The sequence below is a fragment of the Saccharopolyspora sp. NPDC003752 genome (assembly GCF_053605825.1).
Genome location: NZ_JBSGJZ010000005.1, coordinates 31,477 through 51,468 on the forward strand (window position 1 = coordinate 31,477; position 19,992 = coordinate 51,468).

The following is a 19,992-nucleotide window of genomic DNA, read 5'->3' on the forward strand; positions in this document are numbered from 1 at the left end:
CGCCCCGCGGACACCGACAACGGTGCGCCGCGGGGCGCTTCGGCGCCCAGTTCCGGACCGGAGGCTCCCATTTCCGCTCCCGAAACCACGGCGGGCACGAAGGTCCGCATCGGCGACCGGGTGTTCTCCACGGTTGCGACCGCCTCCGGCGCGTTCGTCGTCGCGCTCATCGCCGCGATCGGCATCTTCCTGCTGATCCGCGCCGTCCCCGCGCTGCAGGTCGACCAGGTGAACTTCCTGTTCAGCAGGGAGTGGAACACCTCGAACCCGAACGACATGAGCTTCGGCATCATCGACCTGGCCTGGATCACGGTGGCCAGCTCGGTGGTCGCGCTGGTCATCGCGATGCCGATCGCCTGCGGGATCGCGCTGTTCCTCACCCAGTACGCGCCGCGGGCCCTGGCCCGCCCCTTCGCCTACATCGTCGACCTGCTCGCCGCGGTGCCGTCGGTGATCTACGGCCTGTGGGGCTACCTGGTGCTGGGCCCGGTGCTCAAGCCCGTCGCGCTGTGGCTGAACCAGAACCTCGGCTGGATCCCGATCTTCGCGGGCGGCAACGCGCCGACCGACTCCGGCGCGAACGTCTTCACCGCCGGCATCGTGCTGGCCGTGATGATCCTGCCGACCATCACCGGGGTGAGCCGCGAGGTCTTCCAGCGCACCCCGACCATGCACATCGAAGGCGCCCTGGCGCTCGGCGCCACCCAGTGGGAGGTCGTGCGCACGACGGTGTTCCCGTTCGGCCGCAACGGGTTCATCGGCGGGTCGATGCTCGGCCTGGGGCGCGCGCTCGGCGAGACCGTCGCGCTGACGATCATCCTGAGCATGAGCACCGCGCCGCCGAACTACAGCGTCTTCGACGCCGGTGCCACCTTCGCCTCCAAGATCGCGCTCGGCTCCGGGGAGTTCAACAACAACCTGCAGGTTGGCGCCTACATCTCGGCCGGTTTGGTGCTGTTCGTCATCACCTTCGCGGTCAACGCGCTCGCCCGTTGGATCGAGAACTCCAGCGGTAAGGGGAAAGCATGAGGACCGACACCGCTGACGTGGAGCAGCTCGCCACCCCGCCGGCGTTCCAGCGCATCAGCTTCGGGCGGAAGTTCAAGAACAACCTGGCCACCACGCTGTTCGGGGCGGCCTTCGTGGTCGCGGTGGTCCCGCTGCTGTGGGTGCTGTGGACGCTGCTGGAGCGGGGCCTCAAGCCGATGTTCGGCTCCACCTGGTGGACGAACTCGTTCAACGGGCTGCTGCCCAACGACTTCGGCGGCGGCATCAACCACGCCCTGATCGGAACCCTGCTGCAGGGCCTGGTGTGCGCGGTCATCTCGGTGCCGCTGGGCATCATGGTCGGCGTCTACCTGATCGAGTACGGCCGGGAGTCCCGGTTCGCGCGGATCGCGACCTTCATGGTCGACATCCTCAGCGGTCTGCCGTCGATCGTCGCGGGCCTGTTCATCTACGCGCTGTGGATCACCACCTTCGGGTTCAGCCGCAGCGGCTTCGCGGTGGCCCTGTCGCTGGTGCTGCTGATGCTGCCCGTGGTCGTGCGCGTCACCGAGACGATGCTGCTGATCGTGCCGGACGAGCTGCGCGAGGCGTCTTACGCGCTGGGTGTGCCCAAGTGGAAGACGATCTTGCGCATCGTGCTGCCGACCGCGCTGTCCGGCATCCTCACCGGCGTGATGCTCGGCCTCGCGCGCGTGCTCGGCGAGACCGCGCCGCTGCTGATCTTGGTGGGTTACTCGAGCTCGATCAGCTACAACCTCTTCGGAGGTGAGATGGCGTCGCTGCCGCTGGTGATCTACATGGAGCGCAGCACCGGGACGGTGGCCGGTGACTACCGGATGTGGGGCGCCGCGCTGACCCTCGTGCTCGTCATCATGCTGATCAACCTTGTCGCGTCGCTGCTGTCCAAGCTGCTCGCGATCAAGACGAAGTAGGGACCGAAACATGGCCAAGCGTCTCGACATCAAGGACCTGAACCTCTTCTACGGCAAGTTCCACGCCGTGCAGGACGTGACCCTGCAGGTGCCCGCCCGCAGCGTTACCGCGTTCATCGGCCCGTCCGGCTGCGGCAAGTCGACCGTGCTGCGCTCGCTGAACCGGATGCACGAGGTCATCCCGGGCTCTCGGGTCGAGGGCAAGGTGATGCTCGACGGCGAGGACATCTACGCCAACGACGTGGACCCGGTGCAGGTGCGCAAGACCATCGGCATGGTCTTCCAGCGGGCCAACCCGTTCCCGACGATGTCCATCCGGGACAACGTGGTGGCCGGCCTGAAGCTGGCGGGCGAGAAGAACAAGAAGAAGCTCGACGACGTCGCGGAGCGGGCGCTGCGCGGCGCGAACCTGTGGGAAGAGGTCAAGGACCGGCTGAACAAGCCGGGCGGCGGCCTCTCGGGCGGGCAGCAGCAGCGGCTGTGCATCGCGCGAGCGATCGCGGTGCGGCCGGACGTGCTGCTGATGGACGAGCCGTGCTCGGCGCTGGACCCGATCTCGACGCTGGCGATCGAGGACCTGATCTCTCAGCTCAAGCAGGACTACACGATCGTCATCGTCACCCACAACATGCAGCAGGCGGCGCGGGTGAGCGACCAGACGGCGTTCTTCAACCTGCGCGCGGTCGGCGAGCCGGGCCAGCTGGTGGAGATCGACGAGACGGGCAAGATCTTCTCCAACCCGACGCAGAAGGCGACGGAGGACTACATCTCCGGCCGCTTCGGCTGATCACCCCCAGTTTCAATTGAGGTTTTTCCAACCTCGTTCTGCGTGGCGGTGCGGGTAGCGGAACCTCAGAGGCTCCCTGGTCTGTGGGTGCCTTGACTTATGTATGTCCAATACACGGCGTCAGGGCCGTCCTCGCCAGGAAGCGTCTGAGAACCCGCAGCGGTGCCGGCGTCGTAGGTGGGCTATGCGCCTGCGGCGCATGCGACAGCCCATCGACGTGCACCTTTGCGGCCCGCAGCTGCGGGTCGACCAGGATGAAAAACGCTCATTGAAACTGGGCACCGTGCCCGGGTGTCCCAGTTTCAATTGAAACTGGTGTGGGTGTCTGACTCAGGACCCCAGTTTCAATTGAAACTGGGGTCCTGTTGCTTTCGGGGTGCGTCGAGCAGCGTGGTGACCATGGATTGGACCGCGCTCGTGAAGGCGCCGGGGCCGCGGGTCCGCATGTGGCGGATCAGGTCGGCGTCGAAGGTCGCCAGGATCGCGTGGCTCAGGAAGTCCGCGTCCAGGTCCGGGCTCTCCGCCGTGATCAGGTCCGCGATGTGCTGCGCCCAGAAGCGGTAGCTGGGGTCTTCGTGCTTGTGGTCGGCGCAGGCCGCTTCGTGCGCCGACAGGAGCGAGGCGTTCTGCTCGCCGATGCCGGTCAGCTCCACCAGGAACGCCATCAGCCGCTCGCGGGTCGGCGCGCCCGGGCCCAGCGGCGGCGGCCCGCTGGTGACGTTCTCGCGCAGCGCCCGGGAGCGCTCCGCCAGGATTTCCCTGATCAGGCCCGCGCGGCTGCCGAAGCGGCGGAACACCGTGCCCTTGCCGACCCCGGCCTCGGCCGCGACCTCGTCGAGCGAGACGTGCCCGCGCTCCGCCAGCAGCCGCTCGGCCGCTTCCAGCACCGCCTGGCGGTTGCGCGCCGCGTCGGCTCGCTCCTGCTTCGGCACATCCCCTCCTGAAGAACCGGACCGTCGGTCCGCCTATGCTACCGTCGATTAAACGGACTGACGGTCCGGTTAACGCTTGGAGGGAACATGCGAGCACTCGTCGCCGACCCGGCGGCACCCGCGAAGTTGCGCCTTGCCGAGGTCCCGGAGCCGGAGCACGGGCAGGTGCTGCTCGACGTCCACCACATCTCGCTCAACCACGGCGAGATCGCCTTCGCCGAGCGGCTCGCCCCGGGCACCGTCCACGGCTACGACGCCGCGGGCGTCGTCGTGCGGGCGGCGGAGGGGAGCCCGCCGGTCGGTGCGCGGGTGATCGCCTTCGGCGCGGGCGCCTGGGCGGAGCGCATGGCGGTGAACGCCGATGCGGTGGCGGAGGTTCCGGCGACGGCGGACCTGGCCGACGCGGCGGCGCTGCCGATGGCGGGCCTGACCGCGCTGCGCACGCTGCGGACCGCGCCGATCCTCGGCAAGCGGGTCCTGATCACGGGGGCTTCCGGCGGCGTCGGGCGCTTCGCCGTGCAGCTCGCCGCGATCGGCGGCGCGCACGTCATCGCGCAGGCCAACCGGCAGGACGGCCTGGCGGAGCTGGGCGCGCACGAGGTGGTCTCCGACCTGGCCGGCGTGCGGCCGGTCGACCTGGTGCTGGACAACGTCGGCGGGCAGCTGCTAGTCGACGCCTGGAAGCTGGTCAAGCTGGGCGGGAGCGTGCAGAACATCGGCTGGACCTCCGGCGAACCGGCGGTCTTCGAGCCCTACTCGATCTTCGCGGTCGGGCCGTCGAAGTCGCTCAACACCTTCGGCGACGTCGCCGCGCCCGCCGCGGATCTGTCCACATTGGCCGATCTGCTGGCGGCGGGCCGGATCTCGCCGGAGGTCGGCTGGCGGGGCTCGTGGGAACGCCTCGACGAGGCCGCCGAAGCGCTGCTGCAGCGGCGGGTTTCGGGCAAGGCCGTGCTGGACGTGAGGGGCTGACATGCGGATCGGGCTTTGCGTCGACGAGCGGGAGCTCTCGCACGAGGATCTGCTGGCAGTGGTTCGCGACGCCGCGGCCGACGGTTTCGGGAGCTTCTGGCTGGGCCAGCACGCGTCGTGGGAGGTGCTGACCTCGCTGGCCGCGATCGGGGCTGCGGTGCCGGGCATCCGGCTCGGCACCGCGATCGTGCCCACCTATCCGCGCCACCCGCTGATGCTCGCCGGCCAGGCGCTCACGGTGCAGGCGATCACCGGCGGCCGGCTCGACCTCGGCATCGGGCCGAGCCACCGGGTGATCGTCGAGGACCAGTTCGGCTACTCCTACGACAAACCCGCGCGGCACGTCCGGGAGTACCTGGCGGCGTTGGGGCCGCTGCTGCGCGGCGAAGCCGTCGACTTCCGCGGCGCGACGCTGCGGGCGGCCGGGCAGGTCGAGGTCCCGGACGCCGAGCCGCCGTCGCTCCTGGTGTCGGCGCTGGGGCCGGCGATGCTGCGGATCGCGGGCGAGCTCGCGGACGGCACGATCACGGTCTGGGCCGGGCCGCGGGCGCTCGACGAGCACATCGTGCCGACGATCCGGGCGGTTGCGGCACAACCGCGCGTCGTCGCGATGGTGTCGGTGTCGGTGGTGTCCGATGTGGACGATGCTCGCGAACGGTTCGCCGCGCAACTCGCGATCGCCGGCGAACTGCCCGCCTACCGGGCGGTGCTGGACCGCCAAGGGCTCGCGGGCCCGGAGGACGTCGCCGTCATCGGCGACGACGCGGCGGTGGAACGCGCGCTGCGCCGCTTTGCGGCGGCGGGAGCCACCGAGCTCATCGCGGCCCCCTTCGGGACCAACGAGGAGCAGCGGCGGACCAGGCGGCTCATGGCGGCGCTGAACGTCGCAGCCTGACCCGGTGTCGTGAGTGGCAATGGTCGCCGGAGAGCCTGTTTGCAAACTTGCTCTGCGTGGCGGTGCGGGTGGCGGAACCTCAGGTGCCTTCTCGCTGTGGGATCCCCGACATCATGAATGCCAATTCACCACGTCGGGGCTGTCCTCGCGAGAAGACCCCTGAGAACCCGCGGCGGTGCGAGTTGCGAGGGCGGGCTAAGCAGCTTCGCCGCTTCAAAGACAACAACCCGCCCTACCGCACCTCAACACCACGACATCCCTCACGACCGGGGCATCACATCGCCGGGACCTTGTCGAGGAAGCCGTGCACCGCCTGGATCCGGGCGTTCTCGTCGAGGACCGCGACGTCGAAGCCGACCACCACGGCTTCGCCGCCCGCCGGGCCGAGCTCCCAGGTGAAGCGGGCGATGTCGTGGTGGGCGTCGAAGACCTCGCCCGGGCGGAACGCGAAGTCCGGGAACTGGGCCTGCACCGCCGCGATCGTCGCGTCGATGGCCTCCCGGCCCCGCACGTCGGCCAGCGGGTCGGTGTAGGTGCCGCCGTCGGCCCAGAGTTCGTCGACCATCGCGCGGCGCTTGTCGGCGTCCCGCTCGTTCCAGGTGGCGAGGTAGCGGTCGAGGAGCTCGTTCATGGTGGAAACCCTTCCGTTCTGCGGTTCGGTGAGCACCACTGTGCGGCGTGGAAGTCACCGCGTCGATTACCCGGGAGGTAATGGCGCCGGTGGCTAATGTCGTGGTGTGACAACGGTGAAACAGCGCCAGGTGGGCGTGCTGCTCCGGGAATGGCGGGAGCGTCGGAGGCTGAGCCAGCTGCAGCTCTCGCTGGACGCCGACATCTCGACGCGGCACCTCAGCTTCGTCGAGACCGGCCGGTCGAAGCCCACCAAGGAGATGATCCTGCGGCTCAGCGAACGGCTCGACGTGCCGCTGCGGGAGCGCAACAGCTTGCTGCTGGCGGGCGGTTACGCCCCGGCTTACCCGGCGAGCGGCCTGGACGTGCCGGAGCTGGCGGCCGTGCGAGCGGCGCTGCGCCAGGTGCTCGCTGGGCACGAGCCGTACCCGGCGCTGGTCGTCGACCGGGCGTGGCAGCTGGTGGAGAGCAACGCCAGCGTCGGACTGCTCCTCGAAGGCGCGGCCGCGGATCTGCTGGCGCCGCCGGTGAACGTCCTCCGGCTGAGCCTGCACCCCCAGGGCGTGGCGCCGAACATCGCCAACCTCGGCGAGTGGCGCGCCCACGTCCTCGGCCGGCTGCGCCGCCAGGCCGCGGCGACCGCGGACCCGGCGCTGGCCGAGCTGCTCGCGGAGCTCCGCGACTACCCGTGCGACCAGCCGGAACCGGAGGTCGAGCTACCGGGGGCGAGCGATGTCGTGGTGCCGCTGCGCCTCCGCCACGGCGACCGGGAGCTGTCGCTGCTCAGCATGACGACGGTCTTCGGCACCCCGCTGGACGTGACGGTCGCGGAACTGGCGATCGAGTCCTTCTTCCCGGCGGACCAGTCCACAGCGGACTTCCTCCGATCCAGGCGAATGGCCTGATTTCCACGAAATCGCGACCGGGCAAGTCTGGATGAAGCTCGTCGAACACTTGGAAAGCCGGCTCGGCCGGATCAGGCACGGGTGGAGCTACAACGAAACAGACCACAATGGACGCCCCGCCCGCGTGCGGACCGCATGAAGCCGGGGTTCCGCGGGCGTCGGCCGCTGTGCCGGGCCGGCTCAGGTCAGCACGAGCGTGAGGGGTTTCGGCGCGGCGGTCACCGCGATCGGGTCAGGCCCGAGCGGGAGGCGGTCGAGTTCGAGCCATCGTCCGTGGTCGTTGCATTGGCCGACGAGTTCGGCAGTGGTGGCGTCGAAGGTGATCTCCCACAGGAACGGAATGCCCGCGGTTGCGTAGGCATGGCGCCTTTCCACCCGCTCCCGCGCGGTATTGCCGTCCGACCAGACTTCGACGACCAGGAGCACGTCTTCGGCTCGTGCCGGGTCGTCGTCGGTGTCGTGGGTCATGAGCATGACGTCCGGGATGAGCCCGTCCCGCCGGGGGGTGGAAACGTCGACCGCGGCGGCGGTGACCGCCATGTTCTCGGGGAAAGTGTCCTCGAGAACGGTGCGCACGAGATCGCCGATGCGCTGGTGCCGGCGGGTCGGGGCAGGGGGCATGATCAACCAGCCTGCCAGGAGCTCCAACCGCCGCCCATTGCCGGGCTGTGGCATCTCGTGCCACTCGGACACGGTGTGCGGCCCGAGCGCTGCGGGAACGGCGTGCACGAGGCTCACGGCTCGGCTCCTTTCCTGGCTGGCAGGTGCAGAACCTGCAAGGTTCTGCACTGACTCAGTGTCCCAGCTGCGGCAAGCGACGTCGACGCAAAGACCCGGGTGTTGGCGGCCGCATTGTGCCTTTGGCGCTGGTAGCGGCCCGAACGTGCGGTGGGTGGTCTAGCGCATGGCATTTGACCAGCGGAAACCGAACGTGCGCTAGGCCGGGGATTCGTCGGCTATGGCCGAGATGAAGGCGCTGGAGTCCTTGGGGTTCAGGGCCCGGGTGCAGACCTGCTCGAACGACTTCAGGTAGTCCGCCGTGTCCTCGGGCTTGTCCAGGAACCGGGAGTTCGCCGAGTCGCCCAGGTGCACGACCTGCGGGTCGGCGTCGTCCGGGAAGGAGAACACCGCGATCCGGTCGCCCATCAGCGGATGCCCGCCGGTGCGGAACGGCAGCACCTGGATCGTGACGTTGCGCCGGTAACCCAGCAGCACCAGGTGCTCCAGCTGCTGGCGCATGACCGCGGGGCCGCCGACGGCGCGCCGCAGCGCCGCCTCGTCGAGCACCGCCCACAGCTCCAGCGGGCTCTCCCCGAGCAACCGCTGCTGCCGGGTGGAGATCACCGTCAGCCGCTCCTGCAGCTCGTCCGCCCCGTAGGGCTGCGCGCCGGAGGTCAGCAGGGCCCGGCTGTACTCGGCGGTCTGCAGCAGCTCCGGCAGCGGATCCGAGCCGTAGCAGCTGACCGCCTTCGCCGAGGTCTCCAGGCCGAGGTAGGTCTGCAGGCCGGGCCGCTGCGCGGTGCTCGGGTACTGCTGCCACCAGCCGCGCTGCTTGGAGTCCTGCGCGAGGTCCACCAGCGCCGAGAGCTGATCGGTCGTGGCGCCGTAGAACTCGGCCATCAGTCGCACGTCGGAGGTGCGCACCGGCACCCGGCCGAGTTCGATCTGGCTGATCTTGCCCTGGGAGCAGTCGAGGTGAGCGGCGACTTCGCGGTGCGTGCGGCCGGCGGATTCGCGCAGTCGCCGCAATTCGCTGCCCAGCCGTCGACGGTGCACGGTCGGACTCTTACGCACCGGGCACCCCGCCGGAAGCTGTTCGGAACCTTCTCACCCGAACGAGCATCGCACACGACGATCGCAACATCGAGTACTGAGACCGAGTATTAATACTTTCCCGGCCGAATGACCCGTGACCTGCGACGACGGCTCAGCCGGTCGGCATCTTTCCGGTCACGACGAACACCACTCGGCGGGCCACCGAGACCGCGTGGTCGGCGAAGCGCTCGTAGAACCGGCCCAGCAGCGTGACGTCCACCGCGGCCGCCACCCCGTGCGACCACTCCGGGCTCATCAGCACGGTGAAGAGGTGGCGGTGGAGGTCGTCCATCTCGTCGTCGTCCTCTTCGAGCCCGCGCGCGGCCTCGACGTCCTGCGTGCGGATCACGGTGCGGACCCGGCCGGCCAGCTTGACGGCGATCCGGCCCATCTCGGCGAAGTACGGCTGCACGTCCTGCGGCAGCACGGCGTTCGGGTGGCGGCGGCGCGCGGTCTTGGCCACGTGCAGCGCCAGGTCGCCCATCCGCTCCAGGTCTTCGGCGGCGTGGATGGCGGAGATGACCGTGCGCAGGTCGCCGGCCACCGGCGCCTGCAGCGCCAGCAGGCCGAAGGCGTGCTCCTCGACGCGGGCCCGCGCCTCGTCCACCTGCACGTCCTCGTCGAGGACCTGCTCGGCGAGCGACAGGTCGGCCTCCAGGAGAGCCTTCGTGGCGCGCTCCATGGCGGTGCCGACCATGGTCGACATCGAAGCGAGTTCATCGGCCAGCACGCCGAGCTGTTCCTGGTAAACCTCACGCATGACAACCAGGGTACTTCCAGCCGGAATCGGACAGAATGCCCTGTGGTGAACCGGGGGTGAACGGGCCGTGATGAACCCGTACTCGCGGCTCGGAGCGGTTCAGCCGCAGAGGTCCGTTCCGGCGTTCACCGTGGACAGCCCGTCCGGCACGGCCGGCGGCTGGTTCGGGTCCGCGGGCTGCTGCTGGAACAGGCCGTTCGCCGCCGCGGCACCGCCGCCGCTGGGCGTGGTGTTGACGGCTGCGGGGCCGCCGCTGCCCGACATGATCGGGGCGTCGTCGAGGATCGCCTGGAACAGCGCCTTGGTGTCGCCCTCCCGCAGCACCTCCATGCCCTGCTCGTCGGCGTAGCCGGTCGTGGGCACGGTGATGAAGGTCACCCGGCTGGCGTCCAGGCCCTGCATCTGCTGGCCCAGGTCCATCAGCCGGTCGACGCCGATGTTCTCGCCGAAGGTGTTCGCGCTGACCGCCTTGACGAAGTCGCTCAGCTTGCCCGGGTCGAGCAGCACCTGGCTGGACATCGTCTTGCGCAGCAGTGCCGACAGGAACAGCTGCTGGCGCTGCATCCGGCCGTAGTCCGAGGTCGGGTCGCCCTTGACGTGGCGGGCGCGCACGTAGTTCAGCGCCTGCTCACCGGTGAGGGTCTGCCGGCCGGCCTGGGGCAGCACGGTCCCGAGCGTGGAGTCGATGATCGGCTTCTCGGTGCAGATCTCGACGCCCTGCACCGCGTCCACCATGGACTTGAAGCCCTGGAAGTCGATGCCCAGGAAGCTGTTCACGCGCAGACCGGAGATCTGCTGGATGACCTTCGTCGTGCACAGCGGACCGCCGACGGCGTAGGCGGAGTTCAGCCGCACGCCCTTGTCCGCCGGAACCTGCTCGCCGGTGTACTTGCCGGTCGTCGCGTCCCAGCGCTCGCAGGTGGGCCGGTCGACCTTGAGGTCGCGCGGGAACGACACCAGCACGACCCGGCTCCGGTCGGCCGGGATGTGGGCGATGATCGTGGTGTCCGAGCGCGCCCCGGGCTCGTCCTGCTCGCTGCCCACGCCGTCCTCGGCGGTGGCGCCCGCCCGGGTGTCCGAGCCGACCAGCAGGAAGTTCTGGTCGCCGGTCTGCTTGGCGATCTCCTTGATGGAGTCCGAATTCGGGTCCAGCGCCTGGACCGACGGCGGGCCCCAGAGCGTGGTGGCGCCCCAGGCGATGCCGAGGGTCAGGAACACGGTCAGCGACGCGGCCATCGCCACCGCCATCACGATCAGGTTCGTGCGGCGCTTGCGCTGCTTCTTCTTCCACTCCATCCGGGACTGGCCGTCGCGTCCCTCGACGAAGTCGAACGGGATGTCGGTGCCGAGCTCCGGCTCGCGGCGCTTGCCCAGCAGCCACGAGTACTTCTTGCGCCGGGCTTCCTCTTCGGCGGCGATCTCGTCGTGGACCGCGGAGAACCGCGCCAGCGTGGCGTCGATCTCCTTGATGTCGTTCTTGCGCTCCTCGCCCGTCTCGCCGGGCTCGTCGGCGTCCTCGAGGTCGTCGACGTCGTCCAGGTCGTCGAAGTCGTCGAGGCCGTCGAGCTCGGCGGGCGCGACGATCGCCGTCTCCTCGGCGTCCGAGGCCGGCGGCGCCACCGGCTTGGCGATGGTGGTCTTGTCGTCCCGCTTGGGGCGCGCGACCATCGCGGTCTTCTCGGCCTGCGGCGGGCCCGCGGGCACGGCCGGGTGCTGGGTGGTGGCTTCCAGGTCCTCGTTCACCGGAGGCGGCACCGGGCGGCCGGCGGCGGGGCGCGGCGCGCGGCGCGGCGGCTTGGCGGGCGCAGGGGCGGACTCGCCGGTCAGCGCCTGGGTTATTCGGGTCGGCTCGGCCGCGGGCGGCTCGGCGGGTGCGCCGTTGCGGGCGGGCGGCTGGCCGGGGGCTCCGCCGCGCATGGGCGGCTCGATCGGAGCGACGTTGCCGACGGGCCGCTCCGGCATGCCGTTGCGGGCCGGGTGCTCTGCCGGGGCGCCGTTGCGACCCGGCCGTTCGACCGGGGCGCCGTTGCGGCCGGCGGGCGGCTCTACGGGTGCGCCGTTGCGGCCAACGGGCGGCTCGGCGGGGGCGCCGTTGCGCGTCGGGAGGTCGGCAGGGGCGCCGTTGCGTGCGGCCGCTCCACCGGCGAACGCTGCGGCGGCACCGCCGAGGTTCGGGCGGGCGCGGCCCGAAGGGCCGTCGGCGGGCCGTGCGGGGGCCTCAGGGCGCGCGCGGCGGCGGCCCTGGCGGGGCTCGCCGTTCGGGGCCTGGGAGGCGTGGGAGCCCGCCGCAGGCGGCGCCCAGCCGGGTGGCGGCGTGACGGGCGGGGTGCCGGGGTTCGGCGGCGGCGCGGGGCGGGAGCGGCGCGACGCGCCCTCCGGCGCGGTCCAGCCGCGCGGGTCCGGCTGCTCCGCCGGGCCCGGCGGGATGTTCTGGGGCGGTCGCGCGGCGCGGCGCGGTTTCGACGCCTGCGGCGGCTGCGGTGCCGGGGGTGCTTGCGGGGGTTCCGGCTCGGCGGCGCGACGGTGGTTGGAGCCGTTGCCCGGGGCCTTGCCGTGCTTGGAGAGCAGGTCGATGACGCGGGTGCCGCCCGTGCCGTCGTCGCTCAATGCGCGCCTGCGTCGACCGGTCGAAGCGGCGGTGGCGTTGTCGGCGACGTCCTCGTCGGGGCGGGAACGCCGGTGCCCGAATTCGCCATGCCGGGGGTCTTGCGGCACGCGTTTTCCCTCCCACCTGCGAAAGCCAACGGTCTACGACTACTGCCGACGCGCTCGATACCCCCCGACGCGTATCGGTCGGCGCCTACGAGATAGTACGGCCGATCGCCCGAATTGACGATAGTGGGCGACAATTTCTTCACAATCAGTGCACGATCATGCCCTGGACCTCGTCGAATGCGGCCAACTGTGCTATGCAGGTTGGCCGGAGTAAATGTTTCTCGAATACACCCTGTGCTTTCGCGTGATCGCGATCAGTAACCGCCGACCCGCCGCCCCGCGGTTCCGCGCCGTCCCGCTGCAATTCCGGCCAAACGGACTTCGGCTCCGGTCCGGTACGCGACCGCGTTGCGCCCCGACTGCTTCGCGGCGTAGAGCAGAGCGTCCGCGCTGAGCAGCTGCTGCTCGGCCGACACCGGCGCGGAATCGGCCGTGGTGTGCTCGTGCGCCACGCCGGCGCTGACCGTCACCCGCAGCCCCGGTGCCATCTGCGCCCACGGGAACCGCTCCACCCGGGAACGTGCTGTTTCGCACACCGCGACGGCGGCCGCGGGCTCGATGTTCGGCAGCACCAGGACGAACTCCTCGCCGCCGTAGCGGGCGCAGAACGCGCCGGTCGGCAGCACCTCCTGCAGCAGGTCCACGACGCGCTGCAGCACCCGGTCGCCGAGCAGGTGCCCGTAGGTGTCGTTGACCTGCTTGAACCAGTCCAGGTCGACCAGTGCCACGGCCAGCCCGTGGTCGGTGCCGACGTGGTCGGCCAGCAGGTCGGCCAGTCGTTCGTCGAGGTAGCGGCGGTTGTAGCTGGCGGTCAGGCTGTCCCGCAGGCTCTGCTCGCGGGCCTCGGCGTGCTCCCGGCGCAGCCGGTTGACCTCGTGCCGCAGCTGCTCCGGCACCCGCGGCGCGTCCGCGGTGGACTTCAGGTCCAGCGCCGACCGCAGGTGGTGGTACGCCTGCCGCCACTGGCCGCGCGACGCGAGCAGGCTCGCGATCGATTCGTGCAGCTCGGCCATCCCGGTCCCGTTGGCCAGGTCCTGCCGGGAGCGCCTGCCGGGAGGCAGCGCGATGGGCGGCTCGTCGTCACGCAGTGGCTCCGGCCCGGCGAAACCGTTGCGCAGTCCGGTCATCGCACTCACCTCCCGTCCGTGGTGTCGTCGGGTGGGACGGATCGCTTGAGCTGCTCTGACTCGCGCACCGCCCTAATTCGCTCGACCGGCTGACCCCTGGCCTGGTCCGAATTGGCGAGCGCCGCGCGAATCCGCAGCTGCCTTGGATGTGTACCGGGCGGAGGGGTGTGTGTGGAAGCAAAACGGATCGGACCCACCCGCACGGACGAGCAGACCAGTGTGTGTTTCTCGTCACCGCATTGCAAGTTCATCGGTTTGGCCCGTCCTTCGCGTTACAGCGCTTGAGCGCGCAACAATTACCAGGATGGACAAGGCGCGAATCCGTGCATTCGGCCGTCCATCAGCACCAGGTGTTGCGAACCGATCTGATGGCCGGTGGTGCTGCCCGCCGACCTGGTGGTCACCTCGACTCCGACCACCCAGATCTCGCCGCGCGGCTTGGCGCCGTCCGGGGCGAAACCCGGATCCGGCCGCAGCGTCGACAATGCCGGGTCGAGTTCGACCGTGATCGTTCCGAGATCGCAGGTCTGGTCCTGGAAATCGGGATGTTGCGTGCGGCGGAAGAACTCCTGTTGCGCTTGGGGTCCTCGCGCCGCGGCGGAGTTGTTCTCCGCGAAGTACTGCTCGGACAGTCGCATCGACTCGGATTCGGTTGGCGGCTGGGCACATCCGGCCGCGAAAAGCAGCGCCGACACGCCGACGAGGAAAACCGATCGGTGGCGAATTCGGCGCGCCGCAACGGAATCGCGGTTCGTGGTGCGCTGCTCGGTCACTCAGCCGCCGCTGCTGTCGATCTCCGCGCCGACCGGCACGGTGACGTCCTCCGGGTCGTCCAGCCAGCCCTCCGGGAGCACGACCTTGCCCGCCGATCCCTGGCGGCCGCGCGGGCCCTCGCCGTCGGCCGGGAACGGCACGTCCGGGTCGAGCCCGGCGAGCAGGTCGTCGAGCTGGGCGAGGCTGGACACCAGGCCGAACTGGTGGCGCAGGTCGGAGCCGACGGGGAAGCCGCGCAGGTACTGCGCCATGTGCTTGCGCAGGTCGCGCAGGCCCTTCTCCTCGCCCATGTGGTCGGCGAGCAGCTCGGCGTGCCGCCGGAGCACGGCGGCGACCTCGCCCAGCTTCGGCCCGGGCGGGATCGGCCGGCCGGCGAACGCGGCCTGCAGGTCGCGGAACAGCCACGGACGGCCGAGGCAGCCGCGGCCGACCACCACGCCGTCGCAGCCCGTCTCGGCCATCATCCGGAGCGCGTCGTCGGCGCTGAAGATGTCGCCGTTGCCCAGCACCGGGATCGTCTTGACGTGCTCCTTGAGCCGCGCGATGGCGGTCCAGTCGGCGGTGCCGGAGTAGCGCTGGGCCGCGGTGCGGCCGTGCAGCGCGACGGCAGCGGCGCCGTTCTCCTCGGCGAGGCGGCCCGCGTCGAGGTAGGTGATGTGGTCGTCGTCGATGCCGATGCGGAACTTCACCGTCACCGGGACGCCCGCCGGTTCGGCGGCGCGGACCGCTGCCGAGACGATCTCGGCGAACAGCCGCCGCTTGTACGGCAGGGCGGAGCCGCCACCCTTGCGGGTGACCTTCGGCACGGGGCAGCCGAAGTTCATGTCGACGTGGTCGGCGAGGTTCTCGTCGACGATCATCTGCACGGCCTTGCCCATGGTCACCGGGTCGACGCCGTAGAGCTGCATGGAGCGGGGGTGCTCGTCCGCGTCGAAGGTGATCATTTCCAGGGTCTTCGGGTGCCGTTCGACCAGCGCGCGGCTGGTGATCATCTCGCACACGTACAACCCCGCACCGTACTCCCGGCAGAGCCGCCGGAAGGCGACGTTGGTGATGCCGGCCATCGGCGCGAGCACCACCGGCGGATCGACCTCGTAGGGGCCGATCTTCAAGGCGGGCTTGGACAAGGTGGCGGTCACGCCCCCCATTGTCGCTGACGCCCGAAACGACCTTCAGCCGCCGCGACATCGATGGTCGCGCCGGGGGCATCGCCGACCGCGGACCGCCCGCACTGCCGCGGGGGCGTGGCGGACGGTGGTGGTGTTTTCGCACGAAAAAGGCCATCTTGTCCGCATGATCGCTTATCGCGGCTCAGGACCGTACTGCTACTCGCACAGCCTCGTCATGATGATCGGTGCGGATGCGCCGGACGTCGGCGTCGTGGAGACGCTGACCGGGAGCCCGTTCGGCGTGCAGCTGGTCGGCGGGTCGCTGCCGTTCTTCGATCCGCCCGGCTGGGACCCCGAGATCGGCGTGGACGACGCCATGGCGGCCCTCGGTTGGGCCGCGGAGACCACCAGCGGAGGTGACGTCGATGCCGCGCTGGATCGTCTGTCGGCGAGCCTGGCGAACGGTCCGGTCATGGTCGGCCCCGTCGAGATGGGGCATCTGCGGTACCAGCCGGGCATGACCGGACCGGTCGGCGCGGACCACTACCTCGTGGCACTCGGCATCGACGACGAGCACGTGCTGCTGCACGACCCGCAGGGCTACCCGTACGCGCGCCTGCCGGTGGGCGACTTCGTCGCGGCGTGGCGAGGCGACACCATCGACTACGGCGAGCCGTTCACCTTGCGCACGAACTTCCACCGGACCGCGCAGGTCGATCCGGATGACGCCATCCGCGCATCGCTCGACCGCGCGGCCCACTGGTTGCGCGCCGATCCGGGCAGCGGCACCGCCGCGCTCGCCCTGGCGGAGCTGTTCGAATCCGGTTGCGGGGACGACATGCGCGAACAGCTCGTCGACTTCGTGATCCGCGTTGGCGCGCGGCGGCTGTCGGACGCCGCGACGTGCTTGCACCGGGTCGGTCGCACCGAGGCGGCGGTCGTCCTCGCCGAGCAGGCGCGGCTGGTCGGTGCGCTCCAGCACCCGCTGGTCACCGGCGACGACCGCGCAGCTGCTGCGGTACTGCGCGCGCTCGCCCCGACCTACGGCGTCCTGCGCGGCCACCTGGACGCGGGTTGGGGCGCGGTCGGCAGCTCGCAGCCCGGCGTGGCCTGAAGCGGTCAGGGGGCCGCGGCGGGCCTTCCGGGGGGCCAGGCTTCAAACATGGCGGACCCCCACTGCATCCACATGAAGCCCGAGGATTTCGAGCACCTGTCCCGGGTGCTCATCGCGGTCGGCGAGGACATGCAGACCGAGTGGAACCGGCACCGGGCGGCGATCGAGGCGGGTGAGTCGCGCATCGGCCGCGATCCGCTGGGGAGTGCGTTCCGGCGCGAATACGGCCCAGCCGGGGAATCCGTTGTTGCGCTGGCGGATCCGTTGCCGGGGCGGTGGCTGACGCAGGGGAAGAACGGCACGGACGCGGTGGCGATCTACTTCCTCGCCCAGCAGGACGCCACCGGCTGCTTCCCGCGATAGGAGGGATCGTGTTCATCCCGGAACCGGCCGACCCGAACGGACTCTGGAATGCCGTGAAATCGACGGACGCCGAGTTCTGGTGGTGGCCCGAAACCGACCAGGACCGCATGCGCGAGCTGGCCGGAGCCTGGCGCGACGCCTCGCTGGCGTTCACCACACCTCCTGTCCATCACGGCGAATTCGGCGAAGCGTGGCCGGACTCGGCGGGGCAGATCTTCGCCACGCACGTCGGCCACATCGTTGCCGCGACCGGTGTGGTGCGGCTGAGTTGTGTGCAGCAGGGCCACCACGTCGCCCTGTTCGCGGATATCGTCGAGGCCACCAAGAGCAAGATCAGCAACCTCATCTTCAGCAACAGCGAGGCGTACGGGGCGCTTCCGAAGATGCGGGAGAGGCTCGGCTCGTTCGCCGCGGACGTGGCCATCCAGGTCCGGCGCATCGTGGACGACGCCGCTCAGCAGGTCGAGTACCTCGATTCCGGTGTGGCCAGTCAGCGCAAACCCGGGGACGCGTTCGGGGAGTTCGGCGACATCGTGGCGTACATGACCGACGAGATGGTCGACAACTCCAAGGATCCCAGGGTTCTCGACCTGCAGGAGAAGAACCGGTCCGACGGAGTCCTGAGCGGGCTGGAGAAGGCCGGCGCCTACGTGGACTGGGGCAACCTCGTCAAACCCGGCGGGGAATGGGACCACAAGTCGAAAATCCTGGGCATGACGGTCGAGGACAACACGTACACGCCCATTCCCGGGGTGCTTGGCGAGATCCGGTACGACACGTGGTCGAACATCCACTACGGCTACGTCGGGCTGGAGGCGGGGTTCAGCGAGGACGAGCTGCACGCCGGCGCGAACGTCGCCGACTACGGCACGCAGGACCGCACCGACCCGACGGACCAGGCCGCCGTGCAGTTCGGCATGGACCTGCACGAGAAGTACGGTCCGGACGCGCTCACGCCCGAAATCGTGCAGCAGGAGATCGTCGCGAACTACGACGATCTGGTCCGGTCCGGCGTGATCCGTCCGATGTGACCCCCGATCAGCCGATCCGGCGGTACTGCTGGGCGTCGTCGCGGTCGCGGAGCACCACGCCCGCCGCCTGGAGCTGGTCGGCGAGGTCCGCCGCCACGCCCGCCTGCTTGTCGGTCAGCGCCCGGGCGCGGGCGCGCAGCAGCCCGTTGGCGTGCTCGTCGAGGCCCGGCTGCCCGTCCGTCCAGCGCTGGTACTCCTGCTCGTGCGGATCGCTCATGCCCGCCCACGGGTAGCCGAAGCGCTCGAAGGTGGTGCGCACGGCGGTCTTGGAGAGGTCGGAGGCCTTGTGACGGGCGATCTGCTTCGTCTGCGCGTCGAGGAACACCAGTTCCTTGCCGTCCAGGAACACGGAGCCGATCGCGTCGCGCGGGATGTGGCGGTCGGCCCCGTCCTGCCGCAGGCCCACGCACGCGGCGTTGACCGTCAGGACCAGGGCTTCCTTCTGCGCCGTGCTCGCCAGCCAGGCGCCGATCAGGAGGCCGACGAGGGTGAGGACGGGCACCGCCCAGACGGTCGGCAGGGCGGCGGCCAGCCGCAGCGGGCCGGGAGCATCGCCGACGGCGTCGACGATCCACTCCACGAGTGGTTTGACGAGGAATCCCAGGCCGAAACCGGCGGCGCCGCAGCCTGTTCCGAGCAGCCACAGCACGACGTTGGACATGCGGAGGGTGACGGAGGTTTCGGTGGTGGTCATGCGGGTTCTCCAGCGGGTTCGCACGGGTGGGAGAGCAACTTCGCGACGATCCGGCGCAGCATCGGCCGCGGGTCGCGGTCGGGGTCGGCGTTGACGAAGGCGCCGTCGATGACGACCTCGATCGCCTCCGCCGTCTCATGTGGATCCAGCGCCGGATCGATGGCTCCGGCGCGGATGCCGCGCTCGACGAGTTCCGCGAACCCCGCGCGCAGGATCGCCGAGTTCTGGCCGATGACCTGCGCCAACTCGGGGTCCTTGCCGGCCTGCCGCAGGATTTCGACGAGGAGGCCGGGGGCGATCGGGTCCATCGCCTCGGCCGCCAGCTCGTCCACCATCGTCAGGATCGACGCCACCGGGTCCTCGCCCGCGGTGCACCGCCGCACCAGCTCGCGGGAGGTGGGCAGGTCCTGTTCGAACACCGAGCGGAACACGGCGCGCTTGTCGGCGAAGTAGTAGAAGACGCTCCCCGAGCTGACGCCCGCGGCCTTCGCGATCTCCGCCGCGGAGGTGTTCTCGAAGCCCCGCTCCGCGAACAACGTCGCGGCCGCCTCCGTGATCGCCTTGCGCCGCGCTGCGGAGCGCTCCGGGTCGACTGTTCGAGCCATGCCACCAGGCTAGCAAATTAACTGAGTGCTCAGTTAAAGAATCGGACCGGAAGAGGGGCGCCTCCGGCCGGATGGCCGCCAGGCGCCCCTCTGACTACCTTCTCGCATCGTGGAATCTTGGTTCTGTTTCCGCAATTTCAATGGAAATCGGACCTCTGATTTCCATTGAAATTGCGTTCCGCCGCGGCGCGGTCCGGTCAGAACGTGGCGTTGGTGCAGGCCAGGCGGCCGCCCGCCGTGCCCGCCTTGCCGGGCTCCGTGTGGGTGTGCATCTCGTGGATCACGAACGACTTCGCGTCCTGCCGGTTGTCGAAGGACCAGTTGCCCTCCGCGGTGGCCGTGCCGTTGCCCTGGGCGTCGGTGTGGAAGTCCAGCCACACCTCGTTCTGCGGGTTCGCGTAGGCCGGGTCGACCGACGGCTTCACCGGGTCGGCCTTCTCCTGGAAGTGCGGGCCCGCGTCTTCGCCGGTGGGGCCGCAGGGCTTGGTGTGCACGTGGGCGCCGTAGTCGCGGTTCGGCTGCAGGCCCTCGACGTTCACCGTGATCTTGGTCTGGCCGTCGGTGCGCTCCGAGGACAGGTTGACGCGGGAACCGGCCGGGACCTGCTCGGGGTTGTAGGTGATCGCGGTGGCGCCTTCCTTGTAGGGCTCGAAGGTCGCCGACGTCTGCTTGGCGGCCTGGTGCTGGCCGTGTTCCTGCGTCGCGGGCTGCTCGGACGGCGCCGGGGCCTGCCCGCCGCCGCATCCGGCGATCAGCACGGCCGTCGTGCACAGGCCGAGAACCGAGCCGGTCAGGCGAGAGCTCTGGTGAAGCATGAGGTATCC

General features: G+C 70.1%; 21 protein-coding genes. 9 read left to right on the forward strand and 12 right to left on the reverse strand.

The features are described from left to right. The first annotated feature begins 69 nt into the window (after window positions 1-69). The 3 genes from pstC to pstB are packed head-to-tail and all read left to right on the forward strand — an operon-like array spanning window position 70 to window position 2,727. Window positions 70-1,029 (forward strand): phosphate ABC transporter permease subunit PstC, encoded by a 960-nt coding sequence (pstC, locus tag ACWEV3_RS08345; RefSeq protein WP_452613429.1) that lies wholly within the window; start codon window positions 70-72, stop codon window positions 1,027-1,029. Beyond that, window positions 1,026-1,940, forward strand: coding sequence for a phosphate ABC transporter permease PstA (pstA, locus tag ACWEV3_RS08350; RefSeq protein WP_358581475.1), 915 nt, complete (start codon window positions 1,026-1,028; stop codon window positions 1,938-1,940). Before pstC ends, pstA begins: the two co-directional genes overlap by 4 nt. Window positions 1,941-1,950: 10 nt before the next feature. Next, the gene (pstB, locus tag ACWEV3_RS08355; protein WP_452613228.1) at window positions 1,951-2,727 is read left to right on the forward strand and encodes a phosphate ABC transporter ATP-binding protein PstB; all 777 of its coding nucleotides are present in this window, start codon (window positions 1,951-1,953) and stop codon (window positions 2,725-2,727) included. A gap of 344 nt (window positions 2,728-3,071) precedes the next feature. Here the strand turns inward: pstB and ACWEV3_RS08360 are convergent, their stop codons facing one another. Beyond that, window positions 3,072-3,659, reverse strand: a complete 588-nt coding sequence (locus ACWEV3_RS08360; RefSeq protein WP_452613229.1) for a TetR/AcrR family transcriptional regulator — start codon at window positions 3,657-3,659, stop codon at window positions 3,072-3,074. Between the two features lie 87 nt (window positions 3,660-3,746). Between ACWEV3_RS08360 and ACWEV3_RS08365 the strand changes: the two genes are divergently transcribed. Together ACWEV3_RS08365 and ACWEV3_RS08370 are read left to right on the forward strand one after the other, a co-directional pair. After that, a complete protein-coding gene (locus ACWEV3_RS08365; RefSeq protein WP_452613230.1) occupies window positions 3,747-4,631 on the forward strand; it encodes a zinc-binding dehydrogenase in 885 nt (294 codons plus the stop codon). Window position 4,632: 1 nt separating this feature from the next. Next, on the forward strand, window positions 4,633-5,526 hold the full coding sequence (locus ACWEV3_RS08370; RefSeq protein ID WP_452613231.1) for a TIGR03564 family F420-dependent LLM class oxidoreductase: 894 nt from the start codon (window positions 4,633-4,635) through the stop codon (window positions 5,524-5,526). Between the two features lie 274 nt (window positions 5,527-5,800). Here ACWEV3_RS08370 and ACWEV3_RS08375 read toward each other — a convergent pair whose 3' ends face one another. Further along, on the reverse strand, window positions 5,801-6,157 hold the full coding sequence (locus ACWEV3_RS08375; protein WP_452613232.1) for a nuclear transport factor 2 family protein: 357 nt from the start codon (window positions 6,155-6,157) through the stop codon (window positions 5,801-5,803). 106 nt (window positions 6,158-6,263) lie between these two features. On the opposite strand from ACWEV3_RS08375, the gene ACWEV3_RS08380 reads away from it, so the two are divergent. Continuing rightward, the gene (locus ACWEV3_RS08380; protein ID WP_452613233.1) at window positions 6,264-7,061 is read left to right on the forward strand and encodes a helix-turn-helix domain-containing protein; all 798 of its coding nucleotides are present in this window, start codon (window positions 6,264-6,266) and stop codon (window positions 7,059-7,061) included. Window positions 7,062-7,241: 180 nt separating this feature from the next. Here the strand turns inward: ACWEV3_RS08380 and ACWEV3_RS08385 are convergent, their stop codons facing one another. The 7 genes from ACWEV3_RS08385 to dusB form a co-directional block, all read right to left on the reverse strand. Further along, entirely contained in the window at window positions 7,242-7,799 is a 558-nt protein-coding gene (locus tag ACWEV3_RS08385) for a Uma2 family endonuclease (protein WP_452613234.1), read from the reverse strand. Window positions 7,800-7,997: 198 nt separating this feature from the next. After that, window positions 7,998-8,855, reverse strand: coding sequence for a helix-turn-helix domain-containing protein (locus ACWEV3_RS08390; RefSeq protein WP_452613235.1), 858 nt, complete (start codon window positions 8,853-8,855; stop codon window positions 7,998-8,000). Between the two features lie 133 nt (window positions 8,856-8,988). Further along, the gene (phoU, locus tag ACWEV3_RS08395; protein ID WP_132482228.1) at window positions 8,989-9,636 is read right to left on the reverse strand and encodes a phosphate signaling complex protein PhoU; all 648 of its coding nucleotides are present in this window, start codon (window positions 9,634-9,636) and stop codon (window positions 8,989-8,991) included. A gap of 99 nt (window positions 9,637-9,735) precedes the next feature. Further along, the gene (locus ACWEV3_RS08400; protein WP_452613236.1) at window positions 9,736-12,351 is read right to left on the reverse strand and encodes an LCP family glycopolymer transferase; all 2,616 of its coding nucleotides are present in this window, start codon (window positions 12,349-12,351) and stop codon (window positions 9,736-9,738) included. A gap of 254 nt (window positions 12,352-12,605) precedes the next feature. Beyond that, entirely contained in the window at window positions 12,606-13,478 is an 873-nt protein-coding gene (locus ACWEV3_RS08405) for a GGDEF domain-containing protein (protein WP_452613237.1), read from the reverse strand. A gap of 296 nt (window positions 13,479-13,774) precedes the next feature. Beyond that, complete coding sequence (locus ACWEV3_RS08410; RefSeq protein ID WP_452613238.1) at window positions 13,775-14,173, reverse strand: hypothetical protein; 399 nt, start codon at window positions 14,171-14,173, stop codon at window positions 13,775-13,777. Between the two features lie 78 nt (window positions 14,174-14,251). After that, window positions 14,252-15,400, reverse strand: coding sequence for a tRNA dihydrouridine synthase DusB (gene dusB, locus ACWEV3_RS08415; protein WP_452613239.1), 1,149 nt, complete (start codon window positions 15,398-15,400; stop codon window positions 14,252-14,254). A gap of 145 nt (window positions 15,401-15,545) precedes the next feature. On the opposite strand from dusB, the gene ACWEV3_RS08420 reads away from it, so the two are divergent. The 3 genes from ACWEV3_RS08420 to ACWEV3_RS08430 are packed head-to-tail and all read left to right on the forward strand — an operon-like array spanning window position 15,546 to window position 17,869. Then, window positions 15,546-16,475, forward strand: coding sequence for a hypothetical protein (locus tag ACWEV3_RS08420; RefSeq protein ID WP_452613240.1), 930 nt, complete (start codon window positions 15,546-15,548; stop codon window positions 16,473-16,475). A gap of 48 nt (window positions 16,476-16,523) precedes the next feature. After that, the gene (locus ACWEV3_RS08425; RefSeq protein ID WP_452613241.1) at window positions 16,524-16,838 is read left to right on the forward strand and encodes a hypothetical protein; all 315 of its coding nucleotides are present in this window, start codon (window positions 16,524-16,526) and stop codon (window positions 16,836-16,838) included. An 8-nt stretch (window positions 16,839-16,846) separates the two neighbouring features. Continuing rightward, window positions 16,847-17,869 (forward strand): WXG100-like domain-containing protein, encoded by a 1,023-nt coding sequence (locus ACWEV3_RS08430; RefSeq protein ID WP_452613242.1) that lies wholly within the window; start codon window positions 16,847-16,849, stop codon window positions 17,867-17,869. Between the two features lie 7 nt (window positions 17,870-17,876). On the opposite strand, the gene ACWEV3_RS08435 is transcribed toward ACWEV3_RS08430, so the two are convergent. The 3 genes from ACWEV3_RS08435 to ACWEV3_RS08445 form a co-directional block, all read right to left on the reverse strand. After that, window positions 17,877-18,563: a YqeB family protein gene (locus ACWEV3_RS08435; RefSeq protein WP_452613243.1), complete on the reverse strand. Its 687-nt coding sequence runs from the start codon at window positions 18,561-18,563 to the stop codon at window positions 17,877-17,879. Further along, entirely contained in the window at window positions 18,560-19,168 is a 609-nt protein-coding gene (locus ACWEV3_RS08440; RefSeq protein WP_452613244.1) for a TetR/AcrR family transcriptional regulator, read from the reverse strand. Before ACWEV3_RS08440 ends, ACWEV3_RS08435 begins: the two co-directional genes overlap by 4 nt. A gap of 197 nt (window positions 19,169-19,365) precedes the next feature. Then, window positions 19,366-19,983: a superoxide dismutase family protein gene (locus ACWEV3_RS08445; protein ID WP_452613245.1), complete on the reverse strand. Its 618-nt coding sequence runs from the start codon at window positions 19,981-19,983 to the stop codon at window positions 19,366-19,368. Window positions 19,984-19,992 lie beyond the last annotated feature (9 nt).